Below are 13,050 nucleotides of genomic sequence, written 5' to 3'. Positions count from 1 at the left end.
TTTTTTGCCGCGACCCCCGTTCTGGCTTTGCCCTTCCCAATCCCGCGCCGCCGACCCATATTGGCGCCATGGCGAAAAAACCTTCTTCACGCAGCGGCAAAGCCTCGAAACCCGAAGTCCTGCCGCTCGGCGACCATCTGGCCGCCTTGCTCAATCCGTCGCTGGTCGGCCGGGGTTTCGAGGAGGCGGCGTCGGCCTTTCTTCCTGAACAGCTGGACGACCACGAAGCGGCGCGTCTCGGGCTCGGCCAGGAGCCGGCGATGCAGCGGGAAAAGACGCGCCGCCGCGTTCCAGAGCGCGAAAATTTCACCACCGGCTCCGGGGCCACGGCGGAAAGCCTGCAGGCGCTGCTGGAAAAGGGCGATCCCAATTTTCACGCCTCGCAGGTGTGGACCCCGCATCGCCCGGAGCGGCCGGAGAAATCGGAAGGCGGCCGCCGCTTCGAACTCGAGTCGGAATACCAGCCGGAGGGCGACCAGCCGCACGCCATCGAAGAACTGGTGGCGGGGATCGAGGCGGGGGAGCGCGACCAGGTGCTGCTCGGCGTCACCGGCTCCGGCAAGACCTTTACCATGGCGCAGGTCATTTCCCGCACCCAGCGCCCGGCGCTGGTGCTGGCGCCGAACAAGACCCTCGCGGCTCAGCTTTATGGCGAGTTCAAGAGTTTCTTCCCGCATAACGCGGTGGAATATTTCGTCTCTTATTACGATTACTACCAGCCCGAAGCCTATGTGCCGCGCACCGACACCTTCATCGAGAAGGAATCCTCGATCAACGAGCAGATCGACCGGATGCGCCACTCGGCCACCCGCGCGCTGCTGGAGCGCGACGACGTCATCATCGTCGCCTCGGTCTCCTGCATCTACGGCATAGGCTCGGTGGAAACCTATACCGCCATGACTTTTTCGGTAAAGCTCGGCGAAAAGCTCGACCAGAGGCAATTGCTCAAGGACCTGGTCGAGTTGCAATACAAGCGCACGCCGGATTTTTCGCGCGGCGTCTTTCGTGTGAGGGGCGATACGGTGGAAGTTTTTCCCGCCCACTATGAGGACCGCGCCTGGCGCATTTCCTTCTTCGGCGACGAAGTGGAATCGCTCGCCGAATTCGATCCCCTGACCGGCAAGAAGACGCAGGATCTCGAACTGATCAAGATCTACGCCAATTCGCATTATGTCACGCCGCGCCCGACCCTGTTGCAGGCGACTTCGAGCATCAAGTCGGAACTGCGCCAGCGGCTGGAAGAGCTGCACGCTTCGGGGCGTTTTCTCGAAGCGCAAAGGCTGGAGCAGCGCACTTTGTTCGATCTCGAAATGCTGCAGGCCACCGGCTCCTGCGCCGGCATCGAAAATTACTCGCGCTACCTCACGGGACGGCGCCCCGGCGAGCCGCCGCCGACGCTGTTCGAATATCTGCCCGACAACGCGCTGGTGTTCACCGACGAAAGCCATGTCACCGTGCCGCAGATCGGCGGCATGTATCGCGGCGACTTTCGCCGCAAGGCGACGCTTGCCGAATATGGCTTCCGGCTGCCCTCCTGTCTCGACAACCGCCCTTTGCGCTTCGAGGAATGGGACGCGATGCGGCCGCAGTCGGTCCATGTTTCGGCGACGCCGAGCGATTGGGAAATGAACCAGACCGGCGGCGTTTTCGTCGAACAGGTCATTCGCCCCACCGGCCTGATCGACCCGCCAGTGGAAGTGCGTCCGGCGCGCAGCCAGGTCGACGACCTGCTCGGCGAAGCGCGCGAAATGGCGCAGAAAGGCTACCGCTCGCTGGTGACGGTGCTGACCAAGCGCATGGCGGAAGACCTCACCGAATATCTGCACGAGCATGGCGTGCGGGTGCGCTACATGCATTCCGACATCGACACGATCGAGCGCATCGAGATCATCCGCGACCTGCGCCTCGGCGCTTTCGACGTGCTGGTCGGCATCAACCTTCTGCGCGAAGGTCTCGACATTCCCGAATGCGCGCTGGTCGCCATTCTCGACGCCGACAAGGAAGGGTTTTTGCGCAGCGAAACCTCGCTTGTGCAGACCATCGGCCGCGCCGCGCGCAATGTCGACGGCAAGGTCATCCTCTATGCCGACAAGATCACCGGCTCGATGGAGCGCGCCATGGCCGAGACGCGGCGCCGCCGCGAAAAACAGGTGGCGTGGAACGAGGAACACGGCATCACCCCCGCCAGCATCAAGCGCGGCATCCAGGATATTCTCGGTTCGGTCTACGAGCAGGATCATGTCACGGTGGACGCCGGTCTGTCGGCGCCGGCCATCGGCCATAATTTTCAGGCCACCATCGCCGATCTGGAAAAGAAGATGCGGGCGGCGGCGGTCGATCTCGATTTCGAAACCGCGGCGCGTCTGCGCGACGAGATCAAGCGCCTGCAGTCGGTGGAGCTGACGCTATCCGATGATCCGCTGGCGCGCCAAAGCGATGTCGAGTCAGGCGGCGGCGGTTTTCGCGGCGAGAAGAAATATGGCGACGCGGCGAACCTGCCGTCGCGGGTGCGAAAGCCTGTTGACGCCGACATGGGACCGCATAATTTTGGCGGCGGCGAGGCGCGGCCCAAAGGCGCAAGCTGGCGACACAAGGGGCGGAAGAGGTAGCTTTTCGCTCGGTTAAAACGACGAAAGCCGCCCCAAGGGCGGCTTTCAATGCGAATTTTGAGCTCTCAGGCGACCTTGGTCGCGCGATTGCGACGATAGCCAACGAAGCCGAGACCGGCGAATCCGGCGAGCATCATCGCCCAGGTCGAGAGCTCGGGAGCGCTGACGGCGACGCCGCCGACAACCGGTCCCCATGGCGAGGCGGTGTCCAGGCTCTTGAAAGACAGGGTATTCGTGGCGTCGGCTTGGAAGCTCACGGTCTCCAGAATATAATTCATGCTCGAGTGGGTGTTGTCGCCAATCGTATAGGTGAAGGTCTCGGCGGCGCTGCCGACGGCGACTGCAACTGTTTTAACGGTGGGCTGGCCATCGGGATTTCCCGAGAGATAGAAAGACAATTTATACCAGTCGCCCTGTTTCAGGGTCAGCGCCTGGCTGATGCCGCCGGGAGCGTTGCCGTCCAGATCGACGCTGCCGCCGCCAACGGTCGGGGCCTGCCAGTACGTGCCGATGAGATCGACGCCGGTGCTGGCGCCGGTTCCAGTGACATTCCACGGACCGAACGATTGGCCGCTGAAATAAGTCGTGAACGAGCTGCTGCTCCCAGGACTATTGAAATCGCCATCCAAAACGAGATTCGTCGCGAAAGCCAAGGACGGAGCTGCGGCGATCGCCGCCGCGGCGAGAGTAAAGCGCAAGCATTTCAAAAACATATTGGAATTCCTGAAAAATGACCCCCGAAAACTTAAGCGGAACGTAACCGTAACTGTTCCATTTTGTCAAGCAAAACAGCAACAAGCGGCGAAAGCGGCGGACCAGAGCGCGCGGTCGCGGCGTGGGCGATGCTTCTCGCCGGAAGGCCGGCCTATTGGGCTGAGCCGCCGAAAAGGCTCTCCAGAATATTTTTCGGTCGCGGCGGCGGAGGGGCGGCGGCGGCGACAGTCGGCTCCGGCTTTGCGGGTGGAGAATCGGCGTTGCGCATCAGGCCGAGCATGCCTTTGTTTTTTGCCGTGTAATAATAACCCGACGCGTATAGCTGCACCGCGCGGTCCTGGTCGCCCTCCGCCAAAGCCCAGGCGTTGGCCAGATAGGGCGCGGCGAAGGCCAGATTGGTCTCAGGGTCGAGCAGGCCCTTGGGCGTGCCGTGATAGCCCATCGAGCGCGCCGTCGCATGGGTGATCTGCATCAGGCCGTAATAGCGGCGATTGACCAGATGGGGATGATAGCGGCTCTCGCGCATGATGACGCGGTGGAGCAGGGATAAAGGCACGCCGTGCCTGCGCGCATATTTGCGCGTCAGTTCCGCCAGTCCGGCCTCTTGCGCCAGCACGAAGCCGGGAACCTGTTCTTCTTCCGGCGTCTCCTGTGCGGAGGCGGCGGGGGGAACCGGGCGCTCGGCGACTTCGCGGTCGTCGTCGGGGCGCGCGACGGCGGGCGGCGGCTCAGGCGCCTGGGCTTGCGGCGCTTGCGAAACGGGCGCTTCCTGCCCCGCTTCGGCGGAGTTTCGCAGAGTCAGGTCGTCGTCCGGGAAAGCGGGCCGCGCCGGCGGCAGCGGCGGATGGGCTGGCGGCGTCGCCAGAGCCGGACCGAGTCCGGCCCAAAGGAGAGTGGCGACGATCATGAGGCGCGGCGACGTGTTGCTCATGCCTGCGTCTTTGCCGTGAAAATACGGCTTTGACAAGGCCAAGCCGGAAGAGCCTTACCTTTGCGCCACGAAGAACAGCCGCGGATAAAACAGCAGCACTTTGCCGTCGGCTTGCGGCGTATAGGCCATTTCCAGCTCCCGCCGATATTGGGTCAGGAAGGCGGCGCGCTCGTCGTCATCGAGCTTTTCGAGAAACGGCAGCAGCGCCGAGCCGGAAAACCAGTCGACGATCGCATCCGGTCCGTCGAGCGGGTGCACATAGGTGGTCTGCCAGAGGTCGACCATGCGGGCGAAAGGCGAAGTCCAGGCGTAATAATCGTCGAGCGTGCCGATCACCGCGCGGCTCTTGGCGACCGGGGCCAGTTTTTCCGCCCAGGGCCCGTCCACCGAGACCATTCGCATCAAAGCATGGGCCGCGTCCTGCAGCACATTGGGCATTTGCACGGCCAGAACCCCGCCCGGCGCGAGAAAGGACATGAGTTTCGCCAGCAGCTTTTCATGATCCTGGGCGAAATGCAGCGCCGCATTGGCGAAAATCAGATCGACCGGCTCCTCCGGCGCCCATACGGCCAGATCCTGCTGGATGAAATGCGCGGAAGGCAGGCGTTTGCGCGCCGCGGTCAGCATGTTTTCGGAGGTGTCGATCCCCAAAATCTCGGCGCCGCGAAAGTAGAGCGCCAGCAGCGCCGCGCTATTGCCCGGACCGCAGCCGAGATCGACGATCGTTCGCGGCGCCAGCGGCGGAATGCGCGCGAGCATGTCGCGCGCCGCCTGAGCGCGCTCGCGCTCGAACTTTAGATATAGCTCGCAATTCCAGTCGATCATGCGCATCATTTTCGCGCGAGGGGATTGGATTGTCTAGTAATCTTATCAACTGTTGACGGACCGCCCGATTTGCGCTTCAAGCGCCGGCGCCCGGCGCGCCGCGTAGCGACATCAGCCCCCGAGAGGGATCGTAGGCGATGATCGCGGCGAGCATGAACACCGTCGCGCAGCCTGCCGTCACCGCCAGCGCCAGCCAATTGACCTGTCCGTACAGCGCGAAACGGATCAATTCCACGGCGTGGGTGAACGGGTTCAGCTGGCAGAAGATATACAGCCCCGGACTGCCCTCCTTCACCCTCCACAGCGGATAAAGCGCCGAGGAGGCGAAGAACATCGGGAAGATGACGAAATTCATCACCCCGGCGAAGTTCTCCAATTGCTTGATCAGCGATGACAGCAGCATGCCCAGTGCGCCGAGCATCAGGCCGACCAGGATCAGCGCCGGCAGCACCGTAAGATAGCCGAGCGGCGGCGGCCGGATATCCCAGCACCAGGCGATGGCGAGATAGGCGTAGACCTGCAGCACCGATACGAAAGTCCCGGCGATCAGCTTGCCGAACAGCAGAAACGCGCGAGGGAAGGGACTTAAAAGAAGCACGCGCATGTTGCCCATTTCGCGGTCGTAGACCATCGACAGCGAGGACTGCATGCCGTTGAAAAGCTGGATCATCGCCATCAGGCCGGGGGTGATGTAGACGTCGTAGAGTATATAGGTGTCGTAGGGCGGGATGATCGAGATGCCGAGCACCTGGCGAAAGCCGGCGGCGAAAATGAACAGCCAGACCAGAGGACGCACCAGGGCCGAGATGAAACGCTCGCGCTGGTGCAGGAAGCGCAGGCTCTCGCGCCAGACGATGCCCTTCAGGCAGATCAGATAGGAAGCCGGAGTCAGGCGCCGGGAGGGACTGGTTGTTGCGGTCACGCGACGACCTCCGGCGGGGCTTCTTCGATCAAGGCGATGAAAGCCGATTTCACGTCCTCGGCGCCGGTCTTGCGCAAAAGCTCCGTCACCGGCCCAGCAGCGCGGAGAACGCCCTTGTGCAGGACGACCAGATCGTCGCCGTAGTCGACCTCGTCGGTCAGATGGGTCGCCCACAACACGCTCATGCCCTCGCTGGCGATCAGCCCGCGCACCAGCCTCAAGATGCCGGCGCGCGCGCCAATGTCGAGGCCGACGGTGGGTTCGTCCAGCACCAGCAGGCGAGGGCGGTGCAGCAGCGCGCGGGCGATTTCGACCCGCCGCATCTGGCCGCCGGAAAGATCGCGAACTTTTTCCCTGGCGCGGTCGCCAAGCTCCACCGCCGCCAGCAGCTGCTTGGTGCGCTCGCTCGCCTCGGCCTTGCCGATGCCGTGCAGGGCGGCGTGGTAGTAGAAATTCTGCGCCAGCGACAGGTCGAGATCGAGGGTGCGCGACTGGAAAACCACGCCAAGTTCGGCCAAGGCGGCGCCGGGGTTTTGCGACAGGTCGCGGCCGAGCAGGCGGATCGCGCCTTGCCGCAGGGCGAACAGCCTTGTGATCAGCGAGAACAGGGTGCTTTTGCCGGCGCCGTTGAGGCCGAGCAAGACGCAGAAGGCGCCGGGCGCGACGGTAAAACTCACGTCGTCGAGGGCTTTTCGCGCTCCATAGCTATGGCTGACATGGCTGATTTCGAGCGCGGGAATCATGGTTTGGGCGAGCCCCCGATGATGACGAGATCCCACGGCGATTCGCCGACCTGCACGCTTTTGACGACTTTCATCCCGGCGACGTCGATCACCGAGACGTCGTTGGAAACGCCATTGGTGGTCAGCAGCAATTTGTCGTCCGGCGTGAAGGCGGCGTGCCAGACGCGCTGGCCGACCAGCAGGTATTTCTGCACCTCCCGCGTCTTCACATCGACCGCCGCCATGCGGTTGGCCGGGCCGAGCGAAACGAAGGCGAGCTTGCCGTCATGGGAAATATTGACGCCCACCGGCTGGATGTTTTCAGCGCGCAGGCCCGGCGCGGCAAATTTTACCCGGTCGATGATCTTGTGCGCCGCGGAATCGATGATGACGACGTCGCCGCCGATCTCGGCGGAGACCCAGACTTCCGCGCCGTCCGGCGTGAAGGCGGCGAAACGCGGCCGCGCGTCCACCAGCACATTGGCCAGGACTTTGCGTTTGTCGGCGTCGACGAAATGCGCCATGTTGGTGGTTTCGGTGGTGGCGACGACGAGCTTGCCGTCGGGGCTGACGGCGAGACCTTCGGGCTCGACGCCAACGCGGACCGAGCCCAGCGGTGTTTTCGAGGCGACATCGATGAAGCTGAGGAAATTGCTGTCCTCGTTGGTGACGTAAAGCGTCTTGCCGTCGGGCGAGATGTCGAGCCGCTCGGGGTCGCGTCCCGCCGGAAATTCGTCGATGACGATCAGGCTCTGCGGGTCGATGATCGCTATCGTGTCCGCATCGCCGAGCGCGACATAAATGGTCTTGCCGTCCGGGCTGGCGATGATGCCGCGCGGGCGCTGGCCAACGGGAATGGTCTTTTTCACCGTCAGCGTGTCGATGTCGAGCACCGAAACGCTATTGCCCTTTTCATTGCTGACGAAAGCCGTGTCCGCCAAGGCCGGCGCGGCCGAGAGCGCAAAAAAGGCCGGCGCGGCCGAGAGCGCAAAAAACCCCGACGCGGCGAAAGGCGCCGCCAAGACCAGCGCGAACGCGGCGCTGCGCGGAAAAATCATTTCAAATGGCATTTCGACTCCGGCCGATCGTATCCCAGCGTGTCCAGCTCGGAAAACTGATGCATGAATCCCTCCTGCGGCGAGAGGGAGACGACATTGCGACCGTCCGACAGCAAAATGGGCTGGCGCAATTGCAGGTTCCAGTCGCGCAAGGTCAGTTTCTGGCCCTTGAACGCGGCGAGGGCGAATTCGGGCGACAGCAGGAAGGCTTTTGTCGCGGAGGCGTCGGCGGCGGCGCCATGCGAGGCGGCCTCGCCGATCATCCGCGCCGCCGTCCAGGCGTTCATGTCGAGCGGGCCCATCGGCCGGAAAAACTTGCGCTCGAACCTCTGCTGCAGTTGCGTGGCCCCCCACTGCTCGTTGGAGGCGTCCCAGGAGGTCGGGACGAGGCCGGAGGAACCGACGACGGGGCGCGGGTCCCAGGTGCGATAGGGCAGGTAATCGGCGAAAACCGCGCTTTCGTCCGCCGCCACCAGCACGTCATGGGCGGGCGCGCTCTGGGTGAAGGCGGGCATTTCCTTTTGCACCAGGGTGACGCCGCTGTCGGAGCGCCGCGCGCCGCCGCGATCCTCATAGACCCGCTCCTCGACGATTCTGCCGCCGAAACGCGCGGCGGAGCGCTTCAGCGCCTCGGCCCATAGAATGTCCTGCGGATGCGAGCCGCGCACGAGGAACCATTTGCGCCATTGTTTCCAGATCAGGTATTGCGCCAGCGCGTCGGCCAGCATGGAGCGCGTCGGCGCGACATGGACGACGTTGGCGCGGCACGATTCCTCGCGCAGATAATCGTCGGGGGCGCCGATGTTGAAGATCAGCGCCCTGGCGGCGTCAGGACTGTCGGCGGCCTTGAGCAAAGCCTCGGGCGGCAGGTCGGCGAGAATATACTGGATTCCCTGTCGGGTCAGTTCGGCCAGGGCTTTCGCGGAATCCTCGCCGGGCTTCAACTTTCTGGCGACCAGCGAAAAGTTCTGGCCGAGAAATTCGCCGGTCACGGCGTCGTCGTCCACACCGATCTGGGCCCCGGCCTCGCCGTCGTTTTCCGCCGGCAATTGAATGCGCGAAACAGCCGTGGGTTTTTCGGCGCGCCGCAGATAGCCGATGACGATTTTCTGTTCCGCTTGTTCGGCGGCCGGACTGGGCGACTGCGCGTGCGCGGGCGCGGCGCATGACAGCGCACAAGCCAGCCCGCAATTCAGCAGCCAATGCCAATTCACCAAGGCGTCTACCCTTTCGGCGCTTGTAATTAGTCTCGCCCGGAGCAAGTCTAGCCGTTCCCGAGCCGTCGCCGCAATCTTTCCTCGCTGGCGCCTTATGACAATTGTGCCTCGATCAGTGCGCGACGGCGACGGAAGGGATAGAGTGACTTTCGGCGCCTCCCTCATGGCGGAATGGGCTCATGCCGCGAAAACGCGATTTCGACGCCGAATGGATGAAGATGTTGTGGCCGAGTTTTTTCGCGGCCAAGGCCGGCGCCTCCATGGCCCGCCAGATGCTGCAGGCGTTTTCAACTCCCGAGGCCGAGCCGGAGCCTGCGCCTGAGCCGGTCTGGGCGACCCCCAACAAGATCGTCCTGGAGCTTGACGCCGCGCGATTGCGTCAATTCCCTTGCGCGCCGGGGCAGAACGAGCAACGGCCTCTCATCGTCTGCGCGCCTTTCGCCCTGCATGACGCGCGGGTCGCCGATCTCTGCAAGGGCCATAGCCTGATGGCGACGCTGGGCGCCGGCTCCGCGCCCTTGTATCTGGTCGATTGGCTTTCGGCGAAAGAGACGCAAAGCCAAAGGCGCATCGACGATTATCTCTGCGACCTGAACGTCATCGTCGATGAAATCGGCGGCAAGGCCGATTTCATCGGCCTGTGCCAGGGCGGCTGGCTGAGCCTGCTTTATGCCGCGCGTTTCCCCGCCAAGGCCGGCAAACTGGTGCTCGCCGCCTCGCCGATCGATATCGAGGCCGCTGACTCGGCCCTGTCCGTGCTGGCGCGCTCGACGCCAATCGAGACTTTTCACGAACTGGTCAGCCTCGGCGCCGGGTTGGCGCGAGGCGAGCAGGCGGTGCAATTCTGGCGCGTCGAGATGGACGCGCCCGAGCGTATCCACGCGTGGCTGCAAAGCGATCTTGCGCTCGACTCGCCGGAATTTTCGGCGAAAGCGGCCTGTTTCCGCGCCTGGAGCTCGCATGTTCTCGATCTTCCGGGCGCCTATTACCTCGAAGTGGTGGAAAAATTTTACAAGCGCAACGAATTGGCGCGGGGCGCGTTCTGCGCCCTCGGCAAGAGGATCGACCTGCGCGAAATGCGCCGGCCGCTCTATCTCATCGCCGCGCGCGACGATGACGTAACGGCGCCGGAACAGACTTTCGCCTGCGGGCGGCTGGCGGGGACGCCACGGGCGGCGCAAAGGCGCAAGACCGCGCCCGGCGGCCATTTGTCGCTGTTCATGGGCGCGAAGGTGCTGAAGAAGGTTTGGCCCGATGTGCTGGCGTGGCTGGAGAAAGCGTAAAATGGCTTTTATCCCTTTTACCGCTATATAGACGCTCCAGTTCTCTTTCAGGATTTCTCCTTGTCCGACATAGAAGCGGCTCCGCCCGCGCCCGAACCCGCGCTTTGTCCCCATTGCGCCAAGCCCGATTTTCTCTGCGTCTGCGATTCCGTGGAGCCGCTGCAGACCAGAACCGCCTTGCTGATCCTGCAGCATCCGCAAGAGCAGGATCGGTTGCTTGGCACGGCGCGGCTCGCCCATCGCGCGCTGAAAAACTCGGAGATGAAAATCGGCCTGTCCTGGCCCAGCCTGTCCAAGGCGCTCGGCCGCGAAGCCGATCCGGCCGAATGGGCGGTGCTGCATCTCGGCGCCGCCACCGCCGATCTGCCGCCCGGCCGCGAAGTGGTGGTCCTCGACAAGAAGGGGGCGCCGCTGCCCGACCAGGACAAGGCTCTCGCCGGGTTGAAAGGCGTGGTTATTTTCGATGGCTCCTGGGCGCAGGCCAAGACCTTGTGGTGGCGCAACGCCTGGGTGCTCAAGGGGCGGCGTCTTGCCCTGAATCCGAACAACCCGTCGCTCTATGGCAAATTGCGCCGCGAGCCGCGCCGCGAGGCGCTGTCGACCATCGAGGCGGCGGCTCTGACCCTCGCCCGGATCGAGCGCAAGCCGGAAATCGAAAAGGCGCTCGGCGGTTTTTTTGCGATCATGCTCGAAAAATATCGCGCGGCGCTGAAGGAAGGTTTGGTCAGCGCGCCTGCGCCCTCAGCCAAACGCCGTCCGCCCCGGCGCGACAAAAAGTCGAAATCAGCGCCGCCGGCCGCGTGATTTCTGGAACATTCCACCGGCCAGCAGCGCGTCGAGGCCGAAGGCCACAGCGAGGCCGACGGCGTAAGCTGGAAAATTCCAGCCCGAGAAACTCCGCCCGAGAAGCCAGGCGCCGACCGTCGTCAGGCGCAGCACGTCGAGCGCCGGCGTATGGCTGAGTTTCGACACCTCGACCAGAGCGCAGACCAGAACGGTGACGAACAGGATCTGCCGTTGCGGGCGCGAGCGCAACAGCAGCGCGACGACAAAATAGACCATCGCCGCCCACAGCGCCAAGTAGCCATAGTGGACATAGAAAGCCGGGATTCTATGGGCCAGCCCATAGCGCCGCAGCAGCACGCCGCTGGCGATGACGACGAGGGCGGCAAGCAAGCGTTTGATCGGCAGGGACGAGAAGTTCATGGTCTTGTTTGGCTAAAAACCGCGACTTGCGCAAGGCAAAGCCTCCGGTTTTCCAGCGCGGCGATTTGTGATAAGGCATGCCGTTCGCTTTTCCTGACATTGAAGGACGCCGCATGACGCTGGCCGTCGAGGCCGCGCCGCAGGGCATGGCCGAAAACATCGATTTGAACACCAAAAAACCGTCGCTGCTGGGACTGACCCGCGCCGGTCTGGCCGAAGCTTTGCGCGCCATCGACACGCCGGAGCGGGAAATCCGCATGCGCGTCGCGCAGCTCTGGCACTGGATCTATTTCCAGGGCGCGCAAAATTTCGACGTCATGCTGAATGTCTCCAAGGTCATGCGGCAGAAATTGGCGGAAAATTATTCGCTGACGCGGCCGCAGGTGGTCGAGGAGCAGGTGTCTGTCGATGGCACGCGCAAGTGGCTGATCCGCATGGCGCCGGTCGATGCGCTGGACAAGGGCGCGGAAGTCGAATGCGTGTATATTCCAGAAAGCGACCGCGGCACTTTGTGCGTATCGAGCCAGGTCGGCTGCACGCTCAACTGCACCTTCTGCCACACCGGCACGCAAAAGCTGGTGCGCAACCTCACCACTCAGGAAATCGTCGCCCAACTGGTGGTGGCTCGCGAAATGCTGGGCGATTTCCCCGGCCTGACTCCGCCCGACAATGGGCTGATTCCCTCGGGCGAGGGCGCGCGCGCGGTGTCCAATATCGTCTTCATGGGCATGGGCGAGCCGCTGTATAATTTCGAAAACGTCCGCGACGCCGTCGAGATTCTGTCGGATGGCGACGGGCTGTCGCTGTCGAAGCGCCGCATCACCGTCTCGACTTCCGGCGTCGTGCCGGAAATCGAGCGGCTCGGTCTGGAATCGGGCGCGGCGCTGGCGATTTCGCTCCATGCGGTGCGCGACGAATTGCGCAACAAACTGGTGCCGCTGAACAAGAAATATCCGATTCAAGAATTGATGCAGGCCTGCCGCGACTATCCCGGCGCCTCCAACGCGCGGCGCATCACCTTTGAATATGTCATGCTGAAAGGGGTCAACGATTCGCCCGCCGAGGCGCGCGAACTGGTGCGCTTGCTCAAGGGCGTCCCGGCGAAGATCAACCTGATCCCCTTCAATCCCTGGCCCGGCGCGCCCTATGAATGTTCCGACTGGGAGACGATCGAGAAATTCTCCGACATCGTCTTCAACGCCGGCTACGCCAGCCCGGTGCGCACGCCGCGCGGCCGCGACATTCTCGCCGCCTGCGGTCAGCTCAAGAGCGAGACCGAAAAGCTGCGCGCGAGAGCGCGGCTGGCGGCTGAGCTGGAGTGAACGGGGTCACCGGGCCCGCGGCGCCAACTTCGGCGCAACAATCACCTTGAGGAGCCTGTTTTAGCAGGCGTCTCAAGGGCGGGCCCGCCTCCTCCTCACCATGAGGGTTTGGGGATTGCCGGCGCCCTCACGCCCCCTGCACGTCCAGATGAAACGCGATATTTCCGCGTGTCGCGTGGCTGTAGGGGCAGATGTTTTCGTGCGCCTCTTCCACGATCTCACGCAATTTGGCGGTTGGCAG

12 protein-coding genes and 1 pseudogene are annotated in these 13,050 nt (G+C 63.5%); 4 read left to right on the top strand and 9 right to left on the bottom strand.

Features of this window, described 5'->3' with window-relative positions; genetic code table 11:
- The first annotated feature begins 68 nt into the window (after window positions 1-68).
- Window positions 69-2,609, top strand: coding sequence for an excinuclease ABC subunit UvrB (gene uvrB, locus ACLP2E_RS07820; protein WP_442465592.1), 2,541 nt, complete (start codon window positions 69-71; stop codon window positions 2,607-2,609).
- 65 nt (window positions 2,610-2,674) lie between these two features.
- Here the strand turns inward: uvrB and ACLP2E_RS07815 are convergent, their stop codons facing one another.
- The 7 genes from ACLP2E_RS07815 to ACLP2E_RS07785 form a co-directional block, all read right to left on the bottom strand.
- Entirely contained in the window at window positions 2,675-3,322 is a 648-nt protein-coding gene (locus ACLP2E_RS07815; protein WP_442465591.1) for a DUF642 domain-containing protein, read from the bottom strand.
- A gap of 152 nt (window positions 3,323-3,474) precedes the next feature.
- Window positions 3,475-4,254, bottom strand: a complete 780-nt coding sequence (locus tag ACLP2E_RS07810; RefSeq protein WP_442465590.1) for a transglycosylase SLT domain-containing protein — start codon at window positions 4,252-4,254, stop codon at window positions 3,475-3,477.
- A gap of 54 nt (window positions 4,255-4,308) precedes the next feature.
- Window positions 4,309-5,079, bottom strand: coding sequence for a trans-aconitate 2-methyltransferase (tam, locus tag ACLP2E_RS07805; RefSeq protein ID WP_442465589.1), 771 nt, complete (start codon window positions 5,077-5,079; stop codon window positions 4,309-4,311).
- A 76-nt stretch (window positions 5,080-5,155) separates the two neighbouring features.
- Complete coding sequence (locus tag ACLP2E_RS07800) at window positions 5,156-6,001, bottom strand: ABC transporter permease (protein WP_442464326.1); 846 nt, start codon at window positions 5,999-6,001, stop codon at window positions 5,156-5,158.
- Window positions 5,998-6,744, bottom strand: coding sequence for an ABC transporter ATP-binding protein (locus ACLP2E_RS07795; protein WP_442464325.1), 747 nt, complete (start codon window positions 6,742-6,744; stop codon window positions 5,998-6,000). Before ACLP2E_RS07795 ends, ACLP2E_RS07800 begins: the two co-directional genes overlap by 4 nt.
- A complete protein-coding gene (locus tag ACLP2E_RS07790) occupies window positions 6,741-7,793 on the bottom strand; it encodes a PQQ-dependent catabolism-associated beta-propeller protein (protein WP_442464324.1) in 1,053 nt (350 codons plus the stop codon). Before ACLP2E_RS07790 ends, ACLP2E_RS07795 begins: the two co-directional genes overlap by 4 nt.
- Complete coding sequence (locus ACLP2E_RS07785) at window positions 7,778-8,965, bottom strand: ABC transporter substrate-binding protein (RefSeq protein ID WP_442464332.1); 1,188 nt, start codon at window positions 8,963-8,965, stop codon at window positions 7,778-7,780. Before ACLP2E_RS07785 ends, ACLP2E_RS07790 begins: the two co-directional genes overlap by 16 nt.
- Before the next feature lie 212 nt (window positions 8,966-9,177).
- Between ACLP2E_RS07785 and ACLP2E_RS07780 the strand changes: the two genes are divergently transcribed.
- Both ACLP2E_RS07780 and ACLP2E_RS07775 read left to right on the top strand, forming a co-directional pair.
- Window positions 9,178-10,281, top strand: coding sequence for an alpha/beta fold hydrolase (locus tag ACLP2E_RS07780; protein ID WP_442465588.1), 1,104 nt, complete (start codon window positions 9,178-9,180; stop codon window positions 10,279-10,281).
- A 60-nt stretch (window positions 10,282-10,341) separates the two neighbouring features.
- Window positions 10,342-11,085, top strand: a complete 744-nt coding sequence (locus ACLP2E_RS07775; protein WP_442464322.1) for a tRNA-uridine aminocarboxypropyltransferase — start codon at window positions 10,342-10,344, stop codon at window positions 11,083-11,085.
- Here the strand turns inward: ACLP2E_RS07775 and ACLP2E_RS07770 are convergent.
- A complete protein-coding gene (locus tag ACLP2E_RS07770; RefSeq protein ID WP_442465587.1) occupies window positions 11,065-11,487 on the bottom strand; it encodes a DUF2809 domain-containing protein in 423 nt (140 codons plus the stop codon). The two genes, ACLP2E_RS07775 and ACLP2E_RS07770, sit on opposite strands and share 21 nt — an antisense overlap.
- Before the next feature lie 77 nt (window positions 11,488-11,564).
- Here ACLP2E_RS07770 and rlmN point away from each other — a divergent pair, with 77 nt between their 5' ends.
- Complete coding sequence (rlmN, locus tag ACLP2E_RS07765) at window positions 11,565-12,809, top strand: 23S rRNA (adenine(2503)-C(2))-methyltransferase RlmN (RefSeq protein ID WP_442465586.1); 1,245 nt, start codon at window positions 11,565-11,567, stop codon at window positions 12,807-12,809.
- A 127-nt stretch (window positions 12,810-12,936) separates the two neighbouring features.
- Here the strand turns inward: rlmN and ACLP2E_RS07760 are convergent.
- A pseudogene (locus tag ACLP2E_RS07760) lies at window positions 12,937-13,050 on the bottom strand (organic hydroperoxide resistance protein); the annotation flags it as partial.

Source organism: Rhodoblastus sp., assembly GCF_052145335.1.
GTDB lineage: Bacteria > Pseudomonadota > Alphaproteobacteria > Rhizobiales > Beijerinckiaceae > Rhodoblastus.
Note: the sequence above shows the minus strand (reverse complement) of the source record. Positions and strands in the feature narration are given on the sequence as shown.

Bases quoted from the DNA above. Each gene is read 5' to 3' on its own strand.
- uvrB (WP_442465592.1), top strand. From the start codon at position 69: ATGGCGAAAAAACCTTCTTCACGCAGCGGCAAAGCCTCGAAACCCGAA.
- ACLP2E_RS07815 (WP_442465591.1), bottom strand. From the start codon at position 3,322: ATGTTTTTGAAATGCTTGCGCTTTACTCTCGCCGCGGCGGCGATCGCC.
- ACLP2E_RS07810 (WP_442465590.1), bottom strand. From the start codon at position 4,254: ATGAGCAACACGTCGCCGCGCCTCATGATCGTCGCCACTCTCCTTTGG.
- tam (WP_442465589.1), bottom strand. From the start codon at position 5,079: ATGATCGACTGGAATTGCGAGCTATATCTAAAGTTCGAGCGCGAGCGC.
- ACLP2E_RS07795 (WP_442464325.1), bottom strand. From the start codon at position 6,744: ATGATTCCCGCGCTCGAAATCAGCCATGTCAGCCATAGCTATGGAGCG.
- ACLP2E_RS07790 (WP_442464324.1), bottom strand. From the start codon at position 7,793: ATGCCATTTGAAATGATTTTTCCGCGCAGCGCCGCGTTCGCGCTGGTC.
- ACLP2E_RS07780 (WP_442465588.1), top strand. From the start codon at position 9,178: ATGCCGCGAAAACGCGATTTCGACGCCGAATGGATGAAGATGTTGTGG.
- ACLP2E_RS07770 (WP_442465587.1), bottom strand. From the start codon at position 11,487: ATGAACTTCTCGTCCCTGCCGATCAAACGCTTGCTTGCCGCCCTCGTC.
- rlmN (WP_442465586.1), top strand. From the start codon at position 11,565: ATGCCGTTCGCTTTTCCTGACATTGAAGGACGCCGCATGACGCTGGCC.